A 25,504-nucleotide genomic window follows, 5' to 3' on the forward strand; every position below is an offset into this window, starting at 1 on the left:
CCGCGGCGGCTTCCGTCAAGGCTGCTTGCGCGCCCCCTTGGGGGGCCGGCTGACGTGTTGACTGTCCCGGACCCACAGCCGGAAGGGCTCCGCCGCCCACGCCCCGGCGTAGTCCACCCCGATACGCGGCCCCCGGGCCACCCGTGCCTCAGGGACGGGCTCCCCGGGAAGCAGGTGCAGGGCGGGGGAGAAGAGCTCCACCCGGTTGTGCGCCTTGGTGACGCCCAGGGCCTTGCACACCCGCCCGGGTCCGTCCGTGCGCTCGCCCCCGGCCAGCCCCTCCACCGGCTCCACCGCCCGCACCAGCACCGCCGCCCCCACCCCGGGGGCGTCCGTCACCACGTTGAAACAGTGGTGCATGCCGTAGATGAGATAGACGTAGGCCCGTCCCGGCGGCCCGAACATCACCTCCGTGCGCGCGGTGACGCCCTTGGCGGCGTGGCACGCCAGGTCGTGCTCGCCGATGTAGGCCTCCGTCTCGACGATGCGCCCCACCCGCCTCACCCCGCCTCCCTCCACCACCAGCAGGGTGCCGAGCAGCTCGCGGGCGACAGTCAGCGCGGGTCGCGCATAGAAGGATTCCGGAAGCCAGTTCACGTTGGAATAGTACCCGGGGCCAAGTAGCGCCGCCGCCTGGAGTCTGTTCCGTCAGGCAGCGGAGCCCCCGCGCACTCCTCGCTGTCGGAGCAGTTCACACCGGCGCGGGGCTGGGGCAGATTGCGCCGCACCATGTCCACACCTGGCCGGCTCTCCGGTCTCCTGCTTCCGCTCTTCTCGCTCCGCTCACAGACGGATTTCGGCATTGGCGACTTCGGCGCCATGGACGGCCTCTTCGCCTGGATGAAGGCCGCGCGCCAGCGCCTGCTGATGCTGCTCCCGCTGCTGCCCACCGCGCCGGGTGACCCGTCCCCCTACTCCACCCGCTCGGCCTTCGGCCTCAACCCGCTCTTCATCGACCTCCAGAAGCTGCCGGAGTTCACCGCCTCCGGAGGCGAGGCCGCCCTCTCCGAGGAGCAGCGCCAGAAGCTCGCCGAGGCCCGCGCCGCCCCGCGCGTGCGCTACGACCTGGTCTTCCCGCTCAAGGACGCCGCCTTCGCGCGCGCCTTCGACACCTTCGAGGCCCAGCACTGGGGCCCCCAGTCCGAGCGCGCCAGGGCCTTCCGCCAGTGGCGCGACGCCCAAGGAGAATGGCTGGAGAGCTACGCCCTCTTCACCGCCATCAGCGAGCAGGAGGACCGCCGCCCCTGGTGGGAGTGGCCGGAGGGCCTGAAGAAGCGCCAGCCGGAAGCGCTGGGCGCCAAGTCGAAGGAGCTGGAGCGCCGGGTGCGCTACCACGCGTGGCTCCAGTGGGTGGCCGAGACGCAGTGGGACGCGGTGCGCGAGCAGGCGAAGGCGCGCGGCGTGCTGCTGTGCGGCGACGAGCCCTTCATCATCGGCCAGGACAGCGCGGACTGCTGGGCCCACCCGGACATCCTCCGGCGCGACGCGCGCCTGGGCGTGCCCCCCGACGACTTCTCCGCCACCGGCCAGGACTGGGGCCTGCCCTACTTCGACTTCGCCGCCATGGAGAAGGACGACTACGCGTGGCTGAAGAAGCGCGCGAAGAAGGCGGCCAGCTACTACGACTTGCGCCGCGTGGACCACGCGGTGGGCTACTTCCGCCAGTGGATTCGCGACGAGCAGACGCCCACCGGCCGCTTCGTCCCGCCGGACGAGGAGAGCCACAAGCGCCTGGGCGAGAAGCACTTCCGCCTCCTGTCGGAAGGCGCCGGCATCGTCGCCGAGGACCTGGGCGTCATTCCGCCCTTCGTGCGCCGCATCCTCGCGGACCTGAAGCTGCCGGGCTACCGGGTGATGCGCTGGGAGCGCGACGACAACACCTACCGCGACCCGCACCAGTTCCCCGCGGTGTCCCTCGTCACCACGGGCACCCATGACACGGACACCGTCGCCGAGTGGTGGGAGGGGGCCCGCGACGACGAGCGCCAGGCCGCCGCCCGCGCCTGGCCGGAGCTGAACGGCGTGCCCGTCACCCGCGAGTTCACCCCGGAGGTCCACCGCGCCATGCTGGCGTCGGCGCTCAACTCCGGCAGTGACGTGTGCGTGCTGCCCTGGCAGGACATCCTCGGCACCCGGGACCGCATCAACCTGCCCGGCTCCATGAGCGACTCGAACTGGGCCTACCGCATCAGCCAGGACGCGGACGCGCTGCTCAAGGACGAGCAGTCCCGCGGCGCCGCCGAGCGCCTGGCCTGGCTCACCGCCTCCGCGCGGCGCTAGAGGGACGACGCCTCCCACCGGACGACCTCCGCGAGGAGGTCTTCCGCCGGCAAGGCGCTGGCGACGCGGACCTTCCGCCCCGGAGCACACCTTCCGGGCGCGGGGGCGCCTTCACTTCAGTCGATGCACTTCACCTGGCCCGGGAAGCCGTCGAACACGGCGCACCGGCGGTTGGTGTTGGCGCACTCCAGGCGCTCGCAGACGTCGTCGTAGACGCACAGCGGGGGCGAGCGGCCGAACTCCAGGAAGATTTCGGCGCACAGCTGGTACGGGTCCTCGCAGCCGAACGAGCCGCAGTAGGCCGCGTCCGCGAAGCTCTCACCCTCCTTCAGCTTCACCACCTCGTCGTCGTCCACGCCGCACGCGGAGCTGAACACCGCCAGCGCACAGAACCCCAGGACTCTCATTGGCCAGGACAGGGACATAGGGTGCCAATCTTGCGCACCTCGGCCCGCCTTGCACGTGTCGCTGTATTACACGGGGGTATCCGCGCGAGACAGCGGACACTGTTGACTTCGCGCAGGTCTCGGAATGCGACAGTGGGGCGACTTTCCGTTGGCAAGGGGAGAGTCAGCGGCGGGAACTGGGATTAAGAACGCCCCCGTGGCCGCCGCCCATCCCCGAACCCACCGCCTCGCCACCACCGCCGCGCTGCTGCTGCTGGCCGCCTGTGCCACCACGCAAGAGCGTCCTTCCGGCCCCAAGGTCAATGACCTGAACATCGAGGGCACGAAGGAGGTCGACGAGGGCGACATCAAGGAACGCATCCTCACCACGGAGACCCCCTGGTGGGGCTTCTGGCCCTTCGGCGGGCCGCGCTACTTCGACGCCAACGCCTGGCAGGCGGACCTGCGCCGCATCCAGCGCTACTACCAGGCCCAGGGCTTCTACGCGGCGGAGGTCGTCTCCAACGAGGTGAAGCCGGAGGGGGGCAACGCCGTCTCCCTCCAGGTGAAGGTGAACGAGGGCGAGCCCACCCGCATCGCCGACATCCAGGTGTCCGGCCTGGACACGCTGCCCCAGGAGTTCCGCGAGGCCCACCAGGGCCGGGTGATGGCGGACCTCCCCCTCAAGAAGGGGGACATCTTCCGCGAAGCGACCTGGGAGGAGACGAAGGGCCTGGTGCAGGAGCGGCTGCGGGAGCTGGGCTACGCGGAGGCGGAGGCCGGCGGCGAGGTGCGGGTGGACCTGGCCACGAAGGAGGCCACGGTGGACCTGCGCATCACCCCGGGCCCGCGCTACCGCTTCGGCAACACCTTCGTCGCCACGGACGCCAACCCCCAGGTGCCGCCGCGGCGCATCATCGAGCAGGTGCAGGGCAGCCTGAAGAAGGGGGACTGGTACAGCGAGACGGCGCTGGCCGAGGCCCAGTCGCGCGTGTTCCGCATGGGCGTGTTCGGCGCGGTGAAGGTGAACCGCGGGGCGCCGGACCGGGAGTCCGGCACGGTGCCGGTGGTGGTGGACGTGCGGGAGTCGCCCTTCCGCTCGGTGCGGCTGGGCGGCGGCGTGGGCGTGGACGCCGCGCGGCAGGAGGTGCGCGTGCTGGGGGAATGGACCCACCGCAACTTCCGCGGCGGCCTGCGCCGCTTCACCGTGCGCGGACAGGTGGGCTACGCCTTCATCCCCAACATCTTCAAGGTCAGCAAGAGCGGCCCCACCTTCGAAATCACCACCGAGTTCGAGCAGCCGCGCTTCCTCTTCCGCGACTTGCGCCTGCAGACGTCGCTCACCGCCGAGCGCGGCCTGGAGCAGGCGTACGACTACTGGGGCGGGAAGCTCCAGGCGGGTGTCATCTGGCAGCCCCACCCCAACTTCTCCGTCTTCCCCTCCTACAACCTCGAAATCTACCGGCTGACCGGGCGCGTCTCCGCCGACGCGCGCGTGCCGCCCATCATCCTGGGCTGCGGCGACAACGCCACCCAGTGCGACGTGGCGCTGAGCTACCTGGAGCTGGCCTTCGCGTGGGACCGCCGGGACGACCCCATCGAGCCCCGCGACGGCTACTACCTGGGCCTGTCCATCCAGAAGGGCGGCGGCCCCATCTTCTTCGGCGACTTCACCTACGTGCGCGTGCTGCCGGACATACGCTTCTACCGGGCCCTGGACGAGGAGCGCCGGCTTGTGCTCGCGGCGAAGGTGCGGCTGGGCACGCTGAACCCGGCCGGCAACGGGCAGAGCTCCATCGTCACCCGCTTCTTCTCCGGCGGCGCCACCTCCATGCGCGGCTTCAACGGCCAGCGCCTGTCTCCCATGGCCGCCCTGCCCGAAACGGTGGACGAGCCCATCGAGGACGGCCAGGTCCGCCCCGTGGTGTCGCAGAACGAGCAGTGGGACACCGTGCCGGTGGGCGGCAACAGCATGTTCGAGAGCGCCCTGGAGCTGCGCTACCAGTTCACCGAGAGCCTCGTGGTGGCGGCCTTCTATGACTCCGGCCTGGTGGGCATCGCCGACTTCAGCTCGGCCCGCAGTCCCAGACTGTTCGGTCCCGACCACTACCACGCGCTGGGACTGGGGCTGCGCTACCTCACCGTCGTCGGGCCCATCCGGCTGGACATCGCGCGGCGGCTGAACATCGGCAGGGGATTGCCCGTCTCCACCCCGGGGTACATCTATCCCGACTCCGGGGGCTGCTTCGGCATTGGCAGCAGCTGGAGCACCACCGGTCCGAGGACGCGCGGAGCCACCTTCGCGGGCGCCCCGGACGGCCTGTGCGCGCTGCACCTGTCGATTGGAGAGGCGTTTTGAGCGACCGGAAGCACTGGGGACGCAGGCTGCTGTGGGGGCTCGCCGGCCTCGTGCTCGTGCTCGTGCTCGCCGTGGTGGGCGCGCTCGTCTACCTCACCAGCCCGGGCGGAGAGGCGTGGCTCGTCCGCAAGGGCGTGGCGCTGGCGAACGAGCAGCTCTCCGGCCGCCTGGAGCTGGGCGGCCTGGACCTGTGGCCGGGCGGCGCCGTCCTCACGGACCTGAAGCTGTATGACCCGGAGGGCGAGCTGGTGGCGGAGATTGCCCGCGTGGAGGCGCGCCTGGGGCTGAGCCAGCTGGTGCGCCAGCACGTGGACCTGTCGCTGGCGAAGGTGGAGCGCCCGCGGCTGTACCTCGCGCAGGACGAGCGCGGCCTCAACCTGTCCCGCGCGCTGGAGCCGCGCGTGCCCAAGCCCGAGGAGCCCTCGCAGGGCCGGGGCAAGCTGAAGCTGGACATCCACGAGCTGGTGCTGGAGGACGGCTACGTCGACTTCCGCCAGGAGGTGGAGGGCGGCCCCGACCGCAACGTCCGGCTGGAGGACTTCGACGCGAAGGGCTCCGCCAGCTACGCGGCGGCGACGCAGGGCTTCAACGCCACGCTGGAGGCCACCGGTGGCCTGGCCCGTCCCGTGGCCGGGCCGGTGCGCCTGACGCTCGAGGGCGGCGGCGAGGAGGGCGCGCTCCAGGCGGACGTGGGCCTGGAGGCCGCGGGGCTGGTGCTGGACGCGAGCGGCAACGTGAAGCTGCCGCCGGAGCCGCCCCCGGGCCAGCTCCCGAGCCAGTCCGAGGGGAAGCTGCAGGGGCAGGTGACGGTGCGCCGCCTCGTGGCGCCGCCGGAGCTGCTCAAGGGCTTCGTGCCCACGTACCCCCTGCTCGTGCCCGTGTCGCTGGAGGGCACGGCCAGCATGGACGGAGACCAGGTGCGCGCGGACGCGCGGGCGAAGGCGGCGGACGCGAAGCTGGAGCTGAAGGGCGACCTGGACCTGGAACACATGCGGACGAGCGGCTTCACCGCCAAGGCCCGGGACGTGGACCTGTCCCAGCTGGTGGCGGAGGGCCCGAAGACGAACGTCCACGCGGACCTCGTGGCGAAGGGCGGCGGCACCAGCCTGGAGACGCTGGATGGCGAGGTGGACCTCACCGTCTCCCCGTCCGAGTACCAGGGCCAGCCCCTGGGCCCGGTGGAGCTGGAGGCCAGCGCGAAGAACGGCCAGTACACGCTGTCGCGGCTCATGGTGCTGCTGCCGGGCGCCTCGCTGCGCGCCAGGGGCCAGGGCACCCAGGAGAAGCTGCGCGTGGACGGCGGCCTCACCGCGGGCAACCTCGCCCTGCTGTCCCAGACGCTGACGAAGCTGCTGCCGGGCACGGTGGCCCCCATGGCGGGCAGCGGCACGCTGGACTTCGTCGTGGAGGGCCCGCTGCGCACGCCGGGCCTGGAGGCCCATGGCAGCTTCGCCTCGCTGTCGTATGGCCCGGACCTGTCGCTGAAGGATTTGTCCGTGAAGGTGGAGCTGCCGGACGTCACCCGGCCGCTGGACACGGATGGCTCCGTGGTGGTGGCCGAGCTGCGCTCGGGCACGCGCACCTTCAAGGACCTGGCGGCCACCGTCGCCACGCGCGAGCGGAAGCTGGACGCCACCGTGCGCGTGCAGGGGGACGTCCAGCTCGGCCTCGCCCTGGGCGGCATGGTGGACGAGGACGGCCAGGGGCTCGCGGTGGACGCGCTGTCGCTGTCCTGGCCGGAGGCCACCTGGACGCTCCAGCGCCCCACGCACGTGGGCTTCGGCGGGGGCCGGGTGGAGGTGGAGCCCGCACTGTCGCTCAGCTCCGGCCCGCAGTCGCTGTCGCTGCGCGGCGCGAAAGAGGGCGAGCAGGTGACGGCGCGCGTGGAGCTGGGCGCGTTCGACCTGACGAAGCTGCCGCGCGCCTTCGTCCCCGAGTCGCTCGGGCTGGGCGGCACGGTGACGGGCCACGTGGCCGCGCGCGGACGGCTGCCGCGTCCGGACGCGGAGGCGAACCTGCGCTGGGAGGACGGACGCGTGCAGGGGTACGAGGGGCTCCACGCGGCGGTGGACGCGCGCTACGTGAAGGACCGCGCCACCGGGAAGCTGTCCGCGAGCCTGCCCATGGCGAAGCTCACGGCGGACTTCGACGTGCCGGTGCAGGGCGTGCTGAAGCGCCGCCGGGACATGATGTCCCTCAAGGTGAACCTGGAGGACCTGGACGTCGCCCGGGCCATGGAGCTGGCGAAGCAGCCGAAGGGCCCGAGCGGCCACCTCTCCGGGACGCTGGCGGTGGTGGGCCCGGCGCGCGAGCCGAAGCTGGACTTCGTCCTGCGCGGCAAGGACCTGCTCTACCAGGTGCCGCCCCCGGGCTTCTCGCTGAAGCAGCCGCTGGCCTTCGAGCTGCGCGCCGCGTCCGACGCGCAGGACGGCACGCTGGACGCGCGCCTGGACCTGCAGGGGCTCGCCTCGCAGGCGTACGTCGCGCTGCGCACGCCCTTCACGCTGGGCGGACTGATGGCGAAGCCGCCCACGCCCGACGAGGCGCTGAGCGCGGCGCTGGAGCTGGAGGCCCGCGTGGCGGACCTGCCCCTCAAGCTGCTCGAGGGGATGCCGGGCGTGGAGAAGCCGGATGGCAGGGTGTCCGCGCAGGTGGACATCCAGGGCTCGGTGCTGGTGCCCCAGGGCAAGCTGGCCGTGCAGGTGACGGGAGCGACCGCCAACGACATCCCCCCGCAGAGCGGCCAGCTCACCGTGACGGGCGGCGACAAGGACGTGAAGGTGACGCTGGCGGTGCAGCGCCAGGAAGGCCCGCTGGCACAGCTGGAGGCCACCCTGCTGGCGCCCCTGGGCGCGCTGCAGGACCGCGAAGTCTATGGCCACATCCCCTTCCGCATCCGCGGCCGGCTGATGCCGGTGTCCATCCAGGAGCTGCCCGGCCTGGCCCGCGCACGCACCTCGGGCCCTCCGCCCACGCCGGGCACCAACCCGCAGGGCCTGCAGGGTGTGCTGGCGATGGAAATCGCCGCGCGCGGCACGCTGGACACGCCGGAGGTGGACCTCACCGCGGGCGTGCAGAAGCTGGGCGTGGGCACCCTGGGGCTGGGGCAGGCGCGCCTGCACTACACGTACAAGGGCATCCACTCCGCCTTCGACGCGCTGCTCACCGCGCCGGCGGGCGGCACGATGATGGTGACGGGCGGCGTGGACCTGGACGTGTCGCTGCCCGCCTTCGAGAAGGGCCTGCAGTACACGCGCGCGCCACTGGAGGTGTCCCTCAAGGCGCGCAACTTCGACCCGTCCTTCCTCTCCGGCGCCACGGAGATGGTGCGCACCCTGGGCGGCCTGGTGCAGGCGGACGCGAAGCTCGCCGGCACCGTGGGCGCGCCCACCTTCCAGGGCACCCTGGCGTGGAAGGACGGCGTGCTGGGGCTGATGGGCATGGGCGAGTACCGCGAAATCCAGCTCGCCCTGGAGGCCAGCCAGGAGTCCATCGCGCTGCGGACACTGTCGGCGAAGGCCGGCAATGGCTCACTACGGCTGGAGGCGCCCCTGACGGCCGTGCGCACCCGCGCGGGCGAGTACGAGCTGTCCAGCCCGAAGGGCAATGAGCACCCGCTCGTCGCGCAGGACTTCCCCATCGTCTACGACGACCAGCTCATGGCCGTGCTGAGCATGCGCGCGAAGGTGGAGGGCACGCTGTCCGAGAAGCTCGTCAACCTGCGCAACGTCTCCATCCCCGAGGCCACCATCACCCTGCCGGAGCTGAAGCGAAAGGACCTGCAGCCGCTGGAGCGGCCCGGCGACGTCGTCCTCGTGCGCAACGGCGTGCCCGTGGAGCGCAAGAAGCGCAAGCAGCGGCAACAGGCCTCGCCCGGAGCGCCCGGGACGGCCGCGCAGGACAAGGACCAGGAGGAGAACATCCCGGACGCCACGCCCAGCGACCGCCGCCGCACGGCCGTGGGTGGCAGCGGCCCGGGCGCGCAGGGCGTGGGCACCCAGGCGGAGGACCTCGCGAAGGCCGTGGACGAGGCCGGGGACGACGAGGAGGTCGGGGTGGAGCAGCCGGCGCCGCTGCGCACGTACTGGGTGAACGTGAATGCGCCGCGCAACGTCTGGGTGAAGGGCTCGGACGTGAATGTCGAGCTGGGGCTGTCCGAGGACTTCCGCGTGGAGTACCGCGAGGAGGCGCGCCTGTTCGGCGAGGTGCGCGTGCTGCGCGGCCGGGTGGACGTGCTGGGCCGCCGGTTCGACGTGCAGCGCGACAGCCAGGTGCGCTTCACCGGGCCCGCGACGGTGCCGTACATCAACGTCACCGCCGAGCACCGCAACGACAACGCCAAGGTGACGGTGTTCGTCACCATCCGCGGCCAGGGCCGGGACATCACCCTGAAGCCCACCAGCGACCCGCCGCTGCCGGAGTCGGAAATCTATACGCTGCTCGCCACCGGCCGCCGCACGCTGGAGCGCGGCTCGGGCGCGTCCATGACGGCCAGCGCCCAGGCGGCCTCCGTGGTGGGCTCGCTCGTCGCCAACGAGGCGCGCAAGGCGCTGGCGGCGAAGCTCCCGCTGGACGTGCTCTCCATCGAGGCCGGCGACTCCGGCATCTCCGGCACCAAGCTGGAGGTGGGCACGTACGTGACGGACAAGATCTACGTGGGCTACACCGGCCGCGTCGGCGCCAACCTCCAGCAGGGGGAGAACGCCAACGCCGTGCGCTTCGAGTACCAGCTCGGCACGCGCTGGAGCCTGGAAGGCCAGTACGGCGACGCGCGCTCGGGCGGCCTGGACCTCATCTGGAGCAAGGAATACTGACGCGCCCGGCGGCTCCCGTCCGTGCATCGGGACGGGAGCCGGTGCTCGGGATGCGCGGGCGGGCTACAGCGCGTACAGCTCGAAGCAGGCGCCGACGGGGCCCGCGCCGCTGGTGGGCGCCGTGGGCGCGCTCTGCCACGCGCCCTCCACGCCGCACTGGTGCCACTGCGAGTCCCCGGAGGACTGCACGCAGGTGCGCGCGGGGACGGAGCGGCCCAGCGTGGCGGAGGAGCACCACGGATAGGACACGGTGCAGGTGGAGGGCTTCGTGGTGCTGCCCGCCGTGAAGGCCCCGGACGACAGGCACTGCCGCCACAGCGCATCCGACGAGCTCTGCACGCAGCCATTCACCGGCAGCGAGGTGCCCGCCGTCTCGGTGTAGCAGGTGGTGGTGCCGGTGCCCCAGTTATAGGCCGACTTGAAGCGGTTGAAGATGCTGGCCATCAGCGACGAGCCGCCCACGGTGGTGCGTCCGCATTGGATGGCGTACGCGCCCACCCAGGGCGTGTACGTGTAGAGGGCCGCGGTGGCCTTGGTGACGGGCTTCACCGAGCACGGGTCCGACGTGTTCTTCGTCAGGCCCACCTTCCACCCGGACACCGTGGTGCGCCCCGCGTCCAGGTCGACGAAGTAGCCGCGCATCTTCTTCGCCGAGCACTCAATCTGGTTGCCGAAGCCCGTGTACTGCGCGTCGCAGCCGCTGCCGTCCGGGCAGCCGCAGCCGGTGGCCTTGGACAGGTTGGTGGAGGTGCCGCTCTGGATGAGGCTCGACTCGCCCTGGATGCGCGCGAGCATGTACAGCGGGCTGATGGTGTACGCCTTGGAGCGCTCGACGATGAGCGTGGCGGCCGTCTTGTTGCCCCAGGCCGGGTCCCTGTACGTGGCCAGGTACGAGCCGTTCTGCTGGAGGAAGGCCTGCACCTGCGCGGCGGTAATCCACTGGCCGCCGATGATGTCCGCGTCCTCCATCAGCCGGTGCATGTCGTACTTCGTCGTGGCCTCCTGCAGCACCTGTCCGGTCAGCTCGTCGATGACGGGCGCCTCCGCTTCGTCGACGGGGCCACAGCCGGCCGCCAGCAGCGCGGGCACCAGGAGCATCCACACTCGCGTCTTCATCAAGAATCCTCGGGGGGAATAGGGGAGCCGTGCGTCTAGCCGGGGCGATGAGCAGTTCTCAAGAATTTCTTGATTTGAAAGACTGGCGGATTGTTGGCTCGTGGCTGGACGTGGGCCGAGGTGGGCGGGCAGGCAGGCCGGGCAGACCCGGAGCGCGTGCGTCCGGTGACTCCCTGGCGTGGCGCCGGGGTAGCGTCGGGAGCCGTATGCGCACTCCTCCTGCGAAGCGGATGAAGCGGCTCGCGTTCCTCACCCTCGGCCTGCTGGTGCTGGCGGGCTGCTCCAGCTCGGACGACGACGACAAGAAACCCTCGGCCGATGCGGGCGTGGATGCGGGGACGGGCGGCAACACGGACGCGGGCACCGGTGGCAACACGGACGCGGGTACCGGTGGCAACACGGACGCGGGTACCGGTGGCAACACGGATGGCGGCACCCAGCCCTCGGCGTGTTTGGGCGATTCGTTCCTGAAGTCGCTGGGGAAGGACCGGCTACTGGTGGGCGCGAAGATGGAGGACGACACTGCGGCCAGCGCGCCCTTCGACGTGCACTACCTCTACGTGTCGAGCCGGCTCGTGGACTCGACCAACGTCTGCAACGCCTGCAACGACAGCTGCACGACGCAGGAGGGCTCCTGCGGGCAGTACCAGTGCGCCTGGTGGGGCTGCTGGCAGGACATCTCCGCCGCGCCGGGAGCCATGGTGCGCGACTTCATCCGCCTGGCGAAGGGGCGCGGCCAGCTTGCCTTCATCACCTATTACGTGGAGCTGCTGGGCAGCCGGGAGAATGAGGGCGCGGCGCAGCTGACGAAGCTGAACGACGTGGCGTTCATGCGGCGCTACCTGAACGACTGGCGCTTCGCGCTGCAGCAGGTGGGCAGCGAGCGCGCGCTGCTGCACCTCGAGCCGGACCTGTGGGGCTACATCCAGTTCCACTCGAAAAATGAAGACCCGAGCACGGTGCCGGCGCAGGTGGCCAGCGCCAATTCCACGGACTGTGGCGCGCAGGAGAACAACGCCGCCGGGCTGGCGAAGTGCATGGTTGCGATGACGCGCAAGTACGCGCCCAACGCGAAGGTGGGCCTGCACGCGAGCCCGTGGGCGTCGAAGATGGACGTGTATCTCAACACGCAGGCGTCCTTCGACGTGGTGGGCGAGGCCCGGAAGGTGGCCGACTTCCTGTTGAAGCTGGGCGCGGCGGACACGGACTTCATCGTCATCGAGGCGGCGGACCGCGACGCCGGCTGGTACGAGGTGAACGAGGGCGAGGACACGTGGTGGGACGCGTCCAACGCCACCCTGCCCCACTTCCATCAGGCCTTCGCCTGGGCCAAGGCCGTCTCCGAGCGGCTCAACAAGCCGAACTTCTGGTGGCAGCTGCCGGTGGGCAATCCGAACCTGCCCAACGCGGGTGACGCGTGGAAGGACAACCGCGTGGACTACTTCTTCACGCACACCGCGGAGCTGGCCGCCGCCCACTCCGTGGGCTTCGCGTTCGGCGCCGGCATCGACGGGACGACCACGCCGGAGTCGGACAACGACAACCTGGTGGGCCGCGTGCGGGCCTACAAACAGGCCGGTGGCCAGCGGCTGTGCACGCCGTAGCGGAGTGAGACTTCGGAGTGCGGCTTCCGCGCTGGAGCCGCTGTCATCCGGGACAGGCGGAGCGCCGGCCCGAGGTTCAGGAGCGTGACCGAGCGCTCTGCTTCGTGCCAGTCCTGCTCCGGCCCGAAGTCGCCGCCTTCCTCGCCGTGGCCTGCTTCGGCGCGGGAGCGGCCCGCTTCACCGTGGTCCGCTTCGTCTGGGAGGCGCCGCGCTTCACGGCGGCCTTCTTCGCCGTGGTGCCGGTGCGCTTCGCCGTGGCCTTGTGAGCCACGGGCGCCGCGCTGACCTTCCTCACCGCGCCGTTCTTCTTCGCGACGGACAGGGCCTTCGCCGCGCCGTTCTTCTTAGCGACGGACAGGGCCTTCGCCGCACCGCTCTTCCTCGCGACGGACAGAGCCTTCTCAACACCGTTCTTCTTAGCGACTGACAGGGCCTTCGCCGCGCCGTTCTTCTTCGCGACTGGCAGAGCCTTCGCCGCACCGTTCTTCTTCGCGCCGACCGAAGCCTTCGCCGTCTGCGCACGAGCCGGGGCCTTCTTCACCGCCGCCGCCTTCACGCCCGCTGACTCCTTGGGCGCCCCACCGGAGACCACGTTCCTCGCGCCGTCGGCCGCCTTCTTCGCCATCGCCGACACCACGTCCTGCGCGTTGCTCACGGCGCTTCTCGCGCCCGCCATCACGTTCTTCGCATTGGCCACGGCGCTCTTCGCGCCCGCCGCCGCGCTCTGCGCCTTCGCCGCCATGTCCTTCACGCTGTCCACCGCGTTCTTCGCCACGGCGGCGGCCTTCGCCATGCCCCCTTCCTTCCGGGCGCGAATCCGCTCGATGTACTCCGCCGCATCCGGCGTCTCGCAGGCGGTGTCGCCATGGTCGACCTCCACCTTGCCGATACGCTTCGCCACCTCGAGCGCCGTGTCACGCAGCGCCCCACCCCGCCCGCCAATGGCAATCAGCGCGCTGTTCATCGCCTCGCGCGCGCGGTTCTGCGCGGTGTGGATGCCCTGCTCGATGCGCGGCAGCCAGGGGGCGAGCTCCTCGTCGACCAGGTTCGTCGTCTTGGTGGCCAGCGCCGCCAGCAACTGCCAGCCCGCGCGGCGCTGCAGCTCCCCGGACTGGGCCGTCCACGTCTCCACCGCCGTCTTGAAGTGCGGTGAGCGCAGCGCCACGTTGCTGATGAAGACATCCACCAGCGTGTGCCAGTTGAGCGCATGCGCCCAGGCATTCAGGTGATCCCAAGACATGGCGGCGGCATCGGCCACCATCGTCGCCAGCATGCGCGCATCCGCGTTGCCCGTGTCCCACAGCGCCTCGGCGAGGCCGGCGTTCGTCTTGATGCGCTTGCGCAGCTTCTCCAGGTCCCCGAGCTTCACGCCGAACAGCGGCTCCGGCGCGCCGTGACGGAGGAACGTCTTCCGGGTCTGCTCCGAACCCAATGACTCCAGCTCCCGCATCGTCTCTTGGAGGTCCATGGCGGTGAAGATTGCCACGGCCCTCCTGGTCCGGAATTGCTGGTTTCCCGCCCGTGACGGGTGACACCTCCGGAAGCGCTCGGTGTTGCACAACGGCAGGCGGGGGCAGCCGTTCTGCGCTCAGGGATGCTCATGAATTATCGCACAGAAGGAATATTCCAATTCTGTTGACCCGAGCACACTTCGCGTGTATCTTCCTCTTCGCCCTGTGAGACCCACGGGGACGGATTACCCCACCGCATCTATGTATCCCCTCCGAGTAGGGGGTCATCCGTGCCTCACCGCAGGTCGCCCCCCAACTGTGATTTTGCATCCTGAGTCCGGGACGACCCGCACCGTTTCACCGCGGGCCGCCCCACACCATTGACTGCCCATCTCGAACCCGGGGCGGCCTGCATTTTTCACCGCGGGCTGTGCCTCAGCGCTGATCCTTCATCCCGAGTCGGCCAGCCCGCACCTTTCATCCGTAGCGATGCCGCCACCCGCCAGCGTCCCGCGACGTTCGCGGTCCAGTCATTGGCGTGAGCGCGCCGTCACCTCCGCGCCGTCACCGGTCCAGCCGCCGGCGGGAGCGCGCACGAGCCGCCTCCAGCGCGGAGTCCACCCCGCCCTCCTTCGGCTTCGCGACCTCGGCTTCCGTGGACGTGTCCGCCGTCGCGCCCTCGCCCACCGCGTCGCGCTTGCGCTCCACCTCGGGGGCCGCGCGCGCGGGTGCCGAGCCCGCTCCGACGGCCGGCATGCCAGCGAACGCGGGCTTCGCCACCGACACCGTGGCCGGCTTGCGCACGCGAGGCCCGGAGAGGAAGCGGCGCACGGCCACCTCCGCCAGCAGCACCGCCAGCGCCAGGCCCGCCAGCCACGGCGCCAGGGCGAGGCGACCCTGGGACTCGGGGGCCTCCATGAAGAGGCCCGTCATGGAGAGCCGCTCCACGCCGCCCCCCACCGCCGCCACGGCGCGCAGCAACTCCAGGCCCTCCTTCGCGCTGCCGGGCTCGAACTCCGGTGCATACGGCAGCGTCACCGGCGGCGCGCGCAGCACGCGTGAGCCCAGGCGCACCACCGGGTGCCACGTGCCGCTGCCCTGCAGCGGGTACTCGGCCACGAGCCGGTCTTCATCCTCCCAGCGCATGGGCCTCTCCACCTGCGCGGTGCGCCCGTCCCCGGGCAGCAGCACCAGCGTGGGCAGCGCGCCCGGCAGTGGCCCGCCCGGAGGCAAATCCAGCGTCACGCGCAGCAGGTGGCCCCGCCGCTCGGAGCGCACCACCGCTTCGCCCACGGGCGTCGCGCCCGCGAGCGTCCAGCGCACCATGGCCTCCAGCGCCGCGCGCAGTGCGCTCCACTGGCGCAACTCCCCCGTGTACGGCCCGTCCACCTCCGAGGTGAAGGCCACCGTGCGGCCCGCGCCGCGCGGCCACATGGCCAGCACCGGCGCGCTGTTGGTGTCCAGGGTGCGCAGCGCCACGCTGGCGCGCGGCTTGAGGTACGTGAGGTTGTAGCCGCCCACCTGCGGCAGCCCCTGCGGCGACAGGCGGCCCAGCAGCGGCAGGTCCGGGGCCCCCTCCAGCGAGGCGGGCTCGTCCACGAAGGTGGCGCGCGCCACCGTGAGCGTCTCCTGGCTGAAGATGCGCGGCAGGCTCATCGCATCCTCCGCGAAGTAGATGCGCCCGCCGCCGCGCGTGGCCACCTCCTTCAGCAGGTCCGCGTCCGGGTCCTTCGGCGAGCCCAGGCCGATGACGGACACCGTCACGTCCTTCGCGCGAAGCTCCGCCAGCGTGCGCTGGTAGTCGTCCGGCTCCTCGGAGTCCGCGGCGTCGGAGAAGAGCAGCACGTGCCGGGTGGGCTTGTCGCTGCGGAGGATTTCGCCCCGGCCCGTGCGCAGCGCCTCGCCCACGTAGATGCCGCCGCCCCCGCTGAAGCCTCGCGCCACCTCGTTCAGCGGCAGGCCCGCCTCCACGGAGCTGAGCGGGAAGATTTCATGGGACTCCGTGTCCACCATGTGGATGGAGACCTCGTCCTTCGGATTGAGCAGGGTGAGCGCGGCGACGACGCCCTCGGCGGCCAGCTCCATCTTCGTGCGCCCGTCGGGCACGGTGACGCCCATGGAGCACGAGCAGTCCATCAGCACGCTCAGCGCCACGGCCGCGCGGCGCTGCTCCTCGCGCATCTCCAGCGACACCGGCAGCAGCGGCTCCACCGGCGAGCGCCGGTACCCGCCCTCGCCGAAGCTGCTGCGCCCGCCCGTCATCACGAGCCCGCCCCCCGCCTGCTCCACATAGGACGCCAGCGAGAGGAGCCCCGGCTCGCCCAGCGTGTTGGCGTCCACGTTCTCCAGCACCACCGAGCCCACGCCGTCCAGGTCATCCAGCGTGAGCCGGAAGGGCGCGCGGACGTCCACCTGCATGCCCGTCTCCGCGAGCGCCTTGGCGAGCGTGCCCCGGGGCTGGTTCGTCAGCAGCAGCACGCGCGGAGGCCCCTCCACGCGCAGCACCGCGAGCCCCTTGTCGTTCTCCGTCACCCCGTCGCCGGGGGCCTCCACCGTGAGCTGGTAGCGCACGAGCCCCGACTCCTCCACCAAATCCCGGAGCGGCAGCACGTTGGCGCCGGGCGTGAAGTCGAAGGGGCCCTGGACGAGCACGCGGCCGTTGCGCTCCAGGCGCACCGTGCCGGTGACGGCCGCCGTGGCGTGCACCACGGCGGAGAACTGGAACGGCTCGCGCACGGCGACGGAGCCGGGCACGTCCAGCGAGACGACGGCGACGTCCAGCGGAGGCTCGGGGCGGGCGAGCTGGCGCCAGTCCACGGCGAGTCCTCGCGCCGCCAGCCTCCGCGCCGCGCCGCGCGCGTCCACGCCCGTGGCCCGTCCGTCGGAAAGCACCAGCACGCGGCCGGTGCGCTCGTCGGGGATGAGGCCACCCGCAGCATCCAGCGCGGCGGCCAGGTCGGACGCCTCCGTGTCCACCGGCCGCGAGAAGCCACCGAAGCGGCCGGTGGTGGACAGCGACTGCTCCACGCGCGGCTCGCGGCCGAAGGTGATGACGCCCACGCGGTCTCCGGGACGGCGCTGCGCCTCCAGCAGGGTGATGAGCTCCTGCGCGGTGCGGTCCACGTCGCGGGGCATGGAGGCGGAGCGGTCCACCACCACGACGACGTCGCTGCCCGCGTCCGCCAGCCGCAGCTCGGGGCCGGACAGCGCGCCCACCGCGAGCACCAGCAGCGCGGCCCGCAGCCACATGGGCGGGCCGGGCCGCCGGCCGTACTTCCACAGGAAGAGGCCCAGCGGCAGCAGCAGCACCCACGCCTGGGGAAGGGAGAAGGTCATCGCGAGGGAAGCCTGACGCCTGCGGGTGGAGTCTCCGGGAAACCGCCCGGCGCGGCCTGCCCCTGCCAGCGGATGACGACGCGCTCGCTGGACAGCAGCCGGGAGCCGCTCCCTTCGAGCAGCCGGCTCAGGTCATTGCGTTCGGACGCGGCGCCTTGTTCGTTCTCTCGCATGGCTTGAGCACTCATACGCGCCGGGTGACGTAGAAGTCCGCCACCAGCGCGGCCAGCAGCAGCACCAGGGGCCAGCGCGCCCGTCCCGGAGAGCCGCGCTCCTCGTCGTCACCGGCCTCACGCGCGGCGACGTCCGCGCGACCTCGCCCGCGCAGGTCTGACTCGCGCGCGTCCAGGGCGAGCACCTCCGCCGCGTCCACCTCGTCCCCGTCGCGCTCCAGCACGTAGCGGCCCGGGCCCGAGGGCGGCGGCAGGTCCACCACCCCAGCGCCGAACACGGGACGGCTTCCCTCCGGGCCCGCCAGCGTGTAGCGCGCGCCGGGCACCGTCACCACGGGCAGCGGCTCGCCCAGCGTGAGCTGCCGCCGGGGGAAGCCCTCTCGCGTGCGCCGCGCCTCGCGCACCACGTTGCCCAGCAGCACCGGCCACGCCGCCACGCGCTGCACGTTGGAGCGCGTGAGGTCCACGTTGAGGTGCACCCGGCCTCCCTCCTCCTCGGACACGAGCACCGCCTCACCCGCCGTCACCAGCGGGCGCCCGGGCGGGTTGTCTCCCGCGGTCCACCGCACGCCCGCGAGCTGCACGTCGTCCAGCAGCGGGTGTCCCTTCTCCGAGAAGAACGGCCCCAGGAAGGTGCGCGGCGTCCCCGCCGAGCCCACCGTCACCCGCGCATCCGTGCCCCGGGGACCGATGAGCAGTGTCTCTCCTGTCGCAGGCCCCTTCTCCACCTCGGGCGCCACCGCGAGGAAGCGCTCCACGGCCTGCCGCTCGGGAGCCGCGAGCCCCTCCGCGATGCCCACCGCGACGGGACGCAACGGCGCGGGCGGCAGGCGGACGCGTCCATCCTCGGGCAGCGCATCGTCGGGCAGGGAGACCTCCACCTCTCCCGCGCCCTGGAAGGTGAGGCGCACGGTGGCGGTGCCTTCGTCCGGAAGGCGCACGCGCTCCACACGCTCGGTGCCCTGCTTCGCGCCGGGGCCGGGCTGCGCACGCACCCGGGCCTCCACTTCCTGAGGCCCCGCTCCGAAGCACGCCACCCGCAGCGTCACCGTGGCCGTGGGGCCCTCGTCCCGCCGCTGCGCGGAGACGAGCGCCACGTTGTCGCGTCCCGTCCCGAGCGCCATCCACCGCACCGAGGCCGGCACGAGGGCCGCGTTCTCCGGCGCCACGTCGGTGAGGAAGACCACGCGCCTGCCGGCACCGGCCAGTTCCTGCGCCCAGGTCAGCGTGGGCATGGGGTCATGGTCCGCGCCCAGGGCGTGGAAGGACTCCAGCGCCGCGAGCGCACGGGACGGCTCCGCCTCCGGGCCCGCCAGCACGCGCGGGGCAATGCCGCTGGCCAGCACCGTCACCTGCGTGGCGTCCACCTCCTCCACACGCTTCGCGGCCTCCTGGCGCGCCTTCTCCAGCACCGTCACACCGTCCGGGCCGCGCGCGGACATGGACAGGCTGCCGTCCACGACCAGCACCAGGTGACGCGTGCGAGCCGTCTCACCGAGCCGCACGTCCGCGAGGAACAGCGCCACCGCCACCACGGCCAGGGCCTCCAGCAGCAACGAGGCCTCGCGCGTGAAGCGCTCGAAGCGAGGACCCGCCTCGGCGCGGGGACGCGGCGTGCGCCACAGGAACAGCGCGCTGACCACGACGGGCTTCTGCCGGCGACGCAGGAAGTACGCGGCGACGAGCGGCGCCAGTGCGCCCAGGGCCAGCAGCCCCCACGGGAAGCCGAAGCTCACGCTCCACCTCCCGCGCTACACCGACGCCGCGATGGGCCTGCTACCCGACGCGCCCACGGAAAGCCGAAGCTCACGCTCCACCTCCCGCGCTACACCGACGCCGCGATGGGCCTGCCACCCGACGCGCCCACGGAAAGCCGAAGCTCACGCTCCACCTCCCGCCACGAACAGGGGCCGCAGCGGCCCGGCCACCAGCGCCGCGAGCGACTCCGACGCCGGAGCCGTCACCAGCGTCCCGCGCGCCCGCATGGCCGCGGCCCGCAACCCACGCTGGTGCTCCGCGAACCGGCGCGAGTACGCGGCCAGCACGTCGTCCGTCAGCAACTCCTCCAGCGCCGCGCCGCTCTCCGCGTCCACCAGCCGCGCGCCCTCGCCGCCCGACGGGTCCAGGTCCTCCGCGTCCAGCACCTGCGCCAGGAACAACCCCGACGCCCCCCGGGACAGCCGCGAGCACAGCGCCGGCAGGTCCGCCTCGAAGAGGAAGTCGCTCACCACCACCCGCAGCCCGCACGGGCGCAGCGGGGGCAGCCGCCCCAGCGACGCCGACAAGTCATCCCGCGCGTCGAACTCCGCCGCCTGGAGCGCCGCCCGGCACGCATTCCCCTGCGCCCGCTCCGGCCGCGCTCCCGCCACCATCAACGTGGGTGACAGGCCGTGCCGCGCCGCCACCTCCGCCGTGAGCAGCGCCACCTCGCGCGCACACGCTGCCTTGCGCGGGGACAGCGCCATGGAGCGCGAGCCGTCCAGCACCACCTCCACGCGAGGAGACACCTCGTCCTGGCGGATGCGGAGGATGAGCTCCCCGGTGCGGGCCACCGCATTCCAGTCCACCTGCCGCAGGTCATCCCCCGGCTGGTACGCGCGGAAGTCGTGCAGCTCCAGCGAGCTTCCGGCGGACGTGGCGCGCACCTCGCCCACCCGGCCCCGGTGGGGCACGCGCGGCAGCGCCAGCCCCAGCCCCGGCACCAGCCGCGCGACGGCCGCCTCGTCCATCCTCGCGCTCACGAGGCGTGGGCCCGTCTCTCGCGCTCGGCGAGCACCCGGTCCGCGGCGAACGCGGCCAGCACCGCCACGCCCACCACGAAGCCCAGCAGCGTCCAGGTCATCTTCGGGCCCGACATCGCGTAGTCATACACGCCGAAGTTGACGATGCCCACCACCGGGTTGAGCAGGTTGATGAGCCCGTCATCCCCTTCCAGCTCCATCAGCACCGCCGCCAGCGGAGGCAGCGCGGAGGCCAGGCCCGCCGACGCCACGAAGAGCAGCCGCACCGCCGCGGGCGAGGACAGCCGGTCCGAGCGGGACATCCGCCCCAGCAGCACCGCCACCGACAGGAAGAGGATGCCGTAGGCGGGCGTCGCCACCGTCGCCATCCGCAGCGCCTCCCCGCGCATCGGCATGTCCGCGGACAGCACCTCCAGCCCCAGGAACCACACGCACCAGGCCGCCAGGAGCAGCACCACCATCCGGAAGCCCCGCAGCGCGCCGGGCCGCAGCAGCGACCACGGCCGGGTGAGCGCGCGCAGCGGCCGCGCCTGGCCGTCCGCATCCGTGGTCACGAACAGCCCCACCGCAATCAGGTGCAGCGCGCCAATGATGCCGAACACCTCCGCGACGGTGTGCTCGAACCCCTCCGCCCACCACACCGCCACGCCGCCGAGCATGCCCAGCAGCACCTGCACCAGCAGCGCCCGGCGCGGCCCGCGCGTGTAGTCCTCCGTCGGCAGCGACAGCCGCGCCGCGGCGGCCTCGAAGAGCAGCCACCCGTCCGTGAGCATCAGCAGCAGCGAGATGCCCGCCGCGTAGACGAAGTCGTCATCGCGCAGCAGCCGGTCTCCCTCGTCGCTCATCACGAACGCGGCCACCAGCCCCTGCACCAGCGCGGTGGCCAGCGCGGCCAGCAGCGCGAAGTGGATGAAGGCGCGTCCCAGCCGTCCATCCGCCAGCGTCGCCGCGCACACGCCCACCACCGTGAGGAAGACGAGCCACGCCGCCCCCAGCGCCAGGATGATGAGGATGGTGGGCAGGGCGATGCCATTGAGGAAGTAGCTGAAGAGGAGGAAGGGCCCCACCGCCGACGCATACAGCCCCGCCTGCACCAGGTACGACGCCACCTTGCCGCGCAGAATCCGGCGAGGCCCCAGGCCGGTGAGCACCAGCAGCACCCACGTCTCGTCCTCCCGCTCGCGCGCCAGGGAGCGGTACGCGTTGTAGGGGATGACGAAGAAGTGCACCACGCCCAGGCAGAAGAAGAAGCCGAAGAAGAAGCCCCGGCCATGGCGCGCGAAGGCCGCCTCGCGGACTTCCACGTAGGCGATGAGCGACAGCACCATGCACGCCAGCAGCATCAGCCCGAAGCACGCCCAGAAGATGCGCGTGCGCAGGCCCTGGCGGACCTCCTTCACCACCAGCGGGTTGAGCCTGTCGCCCCACCGCTCCCACCACGGCGCCATGCTCGCCGCCGCGCCTCCCGCCACGGGCGCCGCCGCTTCCGGTGCCGCGCTCGCGGCCGTGTCCACGGGCGTGCTCACGCCACCCTCCCCTTCGTCACCGTCATGAACGCATCCTCGAGGTTCCGCTCCCGGGCGTTGAACGCGCACACCGGCAGGCCCGCGGACACCAGCGCCGCCAGCAGCACCGCCGCCGCCGCGTCCGCCTGCGCGGGCCCGGCGCCCGCCTCCAGCTCCAGCCGCACGCGCAGCGCCTCACCCTCGCGCGCCACCCGCGCCACCCGGGGCTGCTCCAGCAGCAGTCGCTCCGCGCGCTCCCACAGGGCCTCGCCCTCCGCGCCCGTCGCGAGCCGCACCGTCAGCTCCGGGGACACGGCATGGCCGCCGCCCTGCTGGAGGATGTCCTCCACCTTGCCCGTGGCCAGCAGGCGCCCCTGCTCGATGATGGCGCACGTGTCACAGATTTCCGCCAGCTCCGTGAGGATGTGGCTGGAGATGATGACCGCCTTGCCCTGGTCCGCCAGCGCGCGCAGCAGCTCGCGCAGCTCGATGCGGGCGCGCGGGTCCAGCCCGTCCGCCGGCTCGTCCAGCAGCAGGAGCCGCGGGTCATGCAGCAGCGTGCGCCCGAGCGCCACGCGCTGCCGCATGCCCTTGGACAGCGCGGTGGTGAGCTTGTCCGCCAGCGGGGTGAGGCCGGCGAAGGCCATGACGGAGTCCACCCGCTGCTTGCGCTGCGGGCCCTTCAGCCCGTAGGCGCGCGCGAAGAAGTCGAGGAACTCGAAGACGGTGACGTCGTCATAGGTGCCGTACCGGTCCGGCATGTAGCCGATGAGCGGCCGGGCCCTGTCCGGCGCGTCCACCAGCGAGTGCCCGTCCAGCAGCACCTCGCCGGCGGTGGGCACGTCCAGCGTGGCGAGGATGCGCAGCGTGGTGCTCTTCCCCGCGCCGTTGGGGCCGATGAAGCCCAGGATGCTCCCGGCCTCCAGCTTGAAGGACACCTCGTCCACCGCGCGCAGCGTGCCGAAGTCGCGCCGCAGTCCCTTCACCTCCAGCAGGCTCATGGCCGCACCTCCTGCACCTGGCCGCGCACCACGTGCATGCCGGCCTCCAGCTCCACCTTCATCGAAGACGTGGGGGCCATGCCCGGCCCCCCGGTGCGCACGACGAAGCCGCCCTCGGGCAGGTCCGCGCGGAAGGCGCCCTTGTTCGTGAGGAGCCGGTCGAACAGCGCGGAGCCCATCTGGTCCATCAGCACCTCCGTCGGATGGGGCAGCTCGCTCTCGGGCACGGGCCCCTGCAGCGCCGCCTCCGCTCCGTCCTCCAGCCGGGGCAGCCGGTACGTCGCGCTGCCCCGCCGCACGTAGCCTTCCTCGATGGCCGCCCCCAGGGCGTTCTGCACCCGCAGCGCGTCGCCCTCCTGCCGCAGCACCAGGCGCGCGCGCGTGGGCAGCACGGCGACCTCGCCCCACTCGCGGTAGGTGCGCGGCGAGAGGAAGCCGTCCGTCACCGTCAGCCCCTCCGTCCAGTCCAGGTCCGCGGGCGGCTCCTCCGCGTCACCGGGAGGAAGCAGCGTGCTGGAGCCGGGCAGCTTCACCACGCCCTGGTCCAGGTTGGCGTACCAGGCGCCCACGCCCAGCGTCACCGCGCGGGAGCGCTCACCGTCCAGCCAGGTGAGGCTGTAGCGCGCGGAGTGCACCGCGAAGCCGTCCACCAGCACCGACCACGAGACGAGGGCCAGGCACGTGACGAGGGATATCAGCGGCACCGCCACGAGCACGGACACCGGCCCCCGGCGCCGCGCCAGCATCAGCCCGCCCGGGCCCACCGCCAGCGCGAAGGCGAAGATGAGGAAGAGGAAGCGGCCCACCGGCGCACGCGCGCTCTCCAGCAGCGGCGCGGTGCCATTGCGGAGCGCGCTGCCCCGCTCCCAGCGCGGCGGCGGGCCCACGGGATTCACCATCCCCAGGGCGGTGTCGTCCTCGGAGGGCTCGAGCACCATTCCCAGAGCGGAGACTCCGGACCGCGAGCCCAGACACACGCGGCCGAAGCCATACGGGGACTCCTCGGCGCTGCCATTCTCGGGCAGCAGCGGCAGGCGCTCGAGCACGTCGCGTGACGGGCGCGTGATGACGAGCCGGCCTCCGGTGGCGGCGTACGTCTCCAGCACGGCCCACACGTCCGCGGGCAGCCGGGTGGCGTCCATGGCGACGACGACCGTCGGGTAGCCCACGTACGAGGACAGCTCGCGGGGCGCCTCGCGCTCCTCGAGGAAGCGGGCGGCGAAGAGGGGCTCCTGCTCCGCCTGCGTCTCCTGCAGGTGGAGGTCCATCTCGAAGTCCTTCACCGTCCCCAGCACCAGCGCGGCCCCCTCCCCCGAGTCGTCCAGGTACATGGGTTGGACCATCCTCTCCAGCCCGGGCACGTCCACCGTGAGGTTGCCCGCCTGCAGCACCGCGGGCACGGGCAGCCACGTGACGACGCGCGCGCGGGGCCCCACCTCCACCGTGCGCTCCGAGATGCGCGAGCCCGTGCCGTAGTGCCCCTCGAACGACAGCCGCGCCCGGAGCGGGACGGGGCCGGTGTTCTGCAGCACCACCTCTACCGGCGTGTAGCCACGCGGAGGCTTCAGCACCCCGGTGCGGATGGAGGTGCGCAGGTGGCCCTCCTGGAGGACCTCGCTCTTGCCCGAGGCATTCCGGTAGCCCGCGCGCACGCGCTCCTCGTCCGCCACGGCGGGCAGGGAGCCGAGCAGCACGAGCAGCACCGCGGCCGTCAGGGTGCTAGCCACGAGGCACCTCGGGCACCGCCTGCAGGAGGGCGCGCACCACGTCCGGAGCCGAGACCTTCTCCAGCGACGCCTCGTACGCGAGCACGAGGCGGTGGTTGAGGGCGGCGGACGCGGTGGCCACCACGTCATCGAAGCCCACGTTGGGACGGCCGCGCAGCAGCGCCAGGGCCCGCCCGGAGGCGGCGAGCGCGAGCGCCGCGCGAGGGCTGGCGCCATAGCGCACGAAGCGGCGCACCGCGTCCGGCGCGGAGGCCTGGCGCGGGTCGCTGGCCTCCACCAGCCGGCCGATGAAGTCCGCCACGGGGCCGGGCAGGTGGACGCGGTCCACCGCGGTGAACAGGCGCGACAGGCCGCTCGCGTCGAGCACCGGGGACAGCTCCGGTGGGGTGCCACGCACGCGCGTGGTGAGCAGCGTGCGCAGCGTCTTCGCGCCCACGGGAGGCACCTGGATGCGGAAGAGGAAGCGGTCCAGCTGCGCCTCGGGCAGCGGGTAGGTGCCCTCCAGCTCGATGGGGTTCTGCGTGGCCAGCACGAAGAACGGGTCGGGCAGGGAGCGCGTCTGCCCGAGCACCGTCACGCTGCGCTCCTGCATGGCCTCCAGCAGCGCGGACTGCGTCTTGGGGCTGGAGCGGTTGATTTCGTCCGCGAGGACGAGGCTGGCGAAGAGCGGGCCCTCGCGGAAGACGAAGTCGCGGCGGCCCTCGCCCTCCAGCACGTAGGTGCCGGTGATGTCGCCGGGGAGCAGGTCCGGGGTGAACTGGATGCGGCGGAAGGGAAGCGAGAGCAGCCGCGCCAGCGCCTTGCACAACTCCGTCTTGCCGAGGCCGGGCAGGCCCTCCAGCAGCACGTGCCCGCGCGCGAGCACCGCCACCACCACCTGCTCGACGACGGACTCCTGATCGAGCATCACGGTGTTGAGCGCGTCCTTGAGCCGCGCCGCCACCTCCGCCGCACCCTGCGCCTCGACGGGACTGAGAAGCTCCGCTGCCACGTGTTCTCCCCTTCTGGACG

16 protein-coding genes are annotated in these 25,504 nt (G+C 72.2%); 4 read left to right on the top strand and 12 right to left on the bottom strand.

Annotation, left to right across the window (positions count from 1 at the left end):
* Positions 1-15: 15 nt before the first annotated feature.
* Positions 16-597, bottom strand: a complete 582-nt coding sequence (locus tag ACX9TP_RS41335; protein WP_482976184.1) for a DNA-3-methyladenine glycosylase — start codon at positions 595-597, stop codon at positions 16-18.
* A gap of 132 nt (positions 598-729) precedes the next feature.
* On the opposite strand from ACX9TP_RS41335, the gene ACX9TP_RS41340 reads away from it, so the two are divergent.
* Positions 730-2,280 carry a 4-alpha-glucanotransferase gene (locus tag ACX9TP_RS41340; RefSeq protein WP_482976185.1) on the top strand — a complete coding sequence of 517 codons (1,551 nt, stop codon included), beginning with the start codon at positions 730-732 and terminating at the stop codon, positions 2,278-2,280.
* A gap of 116 nt (positions 2,281-2,396) precedes the next feature.
* Here ACX9TP_RS41340 and ACX9TP_RS41345 read toward each other — a convergent pair whose 3' ends face one another.
* A complete protein-coding gene (locus tag ACX9TP_RS41345; protein ID WP_482976186.1) occupies positions 2,397-2,687 on the bottom strand; it encodes a hypothetical protein in 291 nt (96 codons plus the stop codon).
* 196 nt (positions 2,688-2,883) lie between these two features.
* On the opposite strand from ACX9TP_RS41345, the gene ACX9TP_RS41350 reads away from it, so the two are divergent.
* Together ACX9TP_RS41350 and ACX9TP_RS41355 are read left to right on the top strand one after the other, a co-directional pair.
* On the top strand, positions 2,884-5,025 hold the full coding sequence (locus tag ACX9TP_RS41350) for a BamA/TamA family outer membrane protein (RefSeq protein ID WP_482976187.1): 2,142 nt from the start codon (positions 2,884-2,886) through the stop codon (positions 5,023-5,025).
* Positions 5,022-9,839: a translocation/assembly module TamB domain-containing protein gene (locus ACX9TP_RS41355; protein WP_482976188.1), complete on the top strand. Its 4,818-nt coding sequence runs from the start codon at positions 5,022-5,024 to the stop codon at positions 9,837-9,839. Before ACX9TP_RS41350 ends, ACX9TP_RS41355 begins: the two co-directional genes overlap by 4 nt.
* A gap of 63 nt (positions 9,840-9,902) precedes the next feature.
* On the opposite strand, the gene ACX9TP_RS41360 is transcribed toward ACX9TP_RS41355, so the two are convergent.
* Positions 9,903-10,955: a hypothetical protein gene (locus ACX9TP_RS41360; protein ID WP_482976189.1), complete on the bottom strand. Its 1,053-nt coding sequence runs from the start codon at positions 10,953-10,955 to the stop codon at positions 9,903-9,905.
* Between the two features lie 206 nt (positions 10,956-11,161).
* On the opposite strand from ACX9TP_RS41360, the gene ACX9TP_RS41365 reads away from it, so the two are divergent.
* On the top strand, positions 11,162-12,559 hold the full coding sequence (locus ACX9TP_RS41365) for a hypothetical protein (protein WP_482976190.1): 1,398 nt from the start codon (positions 11,162-11,164) through the stop codon (positions 12,557-12,559).
* 76 nt (positions 12,560-12,635) lie between these two features.
* On the opposite strand, the gene ACX9TP_RS41370 is transcribed toward ACX9TP_RS41365, so the two are convergent.
* From ACX9TP_RS41370 to ACX9TP_RS41410, 9 genes are all read right to left on the bottom strand, one after another.
* Positions 12,636-14,045: a DNA alkylation repair protein gene (locus ACX9TP_RS41370; protein WP_482976191.1), complete on the bottom strand. Its 1,410-nt coding sequence runs from the start codon at positions 14,043-14,045 to the stop codon at positions 12,636-12,638.
* A gap of 529 nt (positions 14,046-14,574) precedes the next feature.
* On the bottom strand, positions 14,575-17,346 hold the full coding sequence (locus ACX9TP_RS41375; protein WP_482976192.1) for a VWA domain-containing protein: 2,772 nt from the start codon (positions 17,344-17,346) through the stop codon (positions 14,575-14,577).
* Complete coding sequence (locus tag ACX9TP_RS41380) at positions 17,343-17,519, bottom strand: hypothetical protein (protein ID WP_482976193.1); 177 nt, start codon at positions 17,517-17,519, stop codon at positions 17,343-17,345. The genes ACX9TP_RS41375 and ACX9TP_RS41380 overlap by 4 nt, the downstream gene beginning before the upstream one ends.
* An 11-nt stretch (positions 17,520-17,530) precedes the next feature.
* Complete coding sequence (locus ACX9TP_RS41385) at positions 17,531-19,255, bottom strand: BatA domain-containing protein (protein ID WP_482976194.1); 1,725 nt, start codon at positions 19,253-19,255, stop codon at positions 17,531-17,533.
* Positions 19,256-19,399: 144 nt separating this feature from the next.
* On the bottom strand, positions 19,400-20,248 hold the full coding sequence (locus ACX9TP_RS41390; RefSeq protein WP_482982304.1) for a DUF58 domain-containing protein: 849 nt from the start codon (positions 20,246-20,248) through the stop codon (positions 19,400-19,402).
* An 8-nt stretch (positions 20,249-20,256) separates the two neighbouring features.
* A complete protein-coding gene (locus ACX9TP_RS41395) occupies positions 20,257-21,786 on the bottom strand; it encodes an ABC transporter permease (RefSeq protein WP_482976195.1) in 1,530 nt (509 codons plus the stop codon).
* Positions 21,783-22,766 carry an ABC transporter ATP-binding protein gene (locus tag ACX9TP_RS41400; RefSeq protein ID WP_482976196.1) on the bottom strand — a complete coding sequence of 328 codons (984 nt, stop codon included), beginning with the start codon at positions 22,764-22,766 and terminating at the stop codon, positions 21,783-21,785. The genes ACX9TP_RS41395 and ACX9TP_RS41400 overlap by 4 nt, the downstream gene beginning before the upstream one ends.
* Complete coding sequence (locus ACX9TP_RS41405) at positions 22,763-24,493, bottom strand: hypothetical protein (protein ID WP_482976197.1); 1,731 nt, start codon at positions 24,491-24,493, stop codon at positions 22,763-22,765. The genes ACX9TP_RS41400 and ACX9TP_RS41405 overlap by 4 nt, the downstream gene beginning before the upstream one ends.
* A complete protein-coding gene (locus ACX9TP_RS41410) occupies positions 24,486-25,484 on the bottom strand; it encodes an AAA family ATPase (protein WP_482976198.1) in 999 nt (332 codons plus the stop codon). Before ACX9TP_RS41410 ends, ACX9TP_RS41405 begins: the two co-directional genes overlap by 8 nt.
* Positions 25,485-25,504 lie beyond the last annotated feature (20 nt).

Source organism: Pyxidicoccus sp. M15, assembly GCF_056858435.1.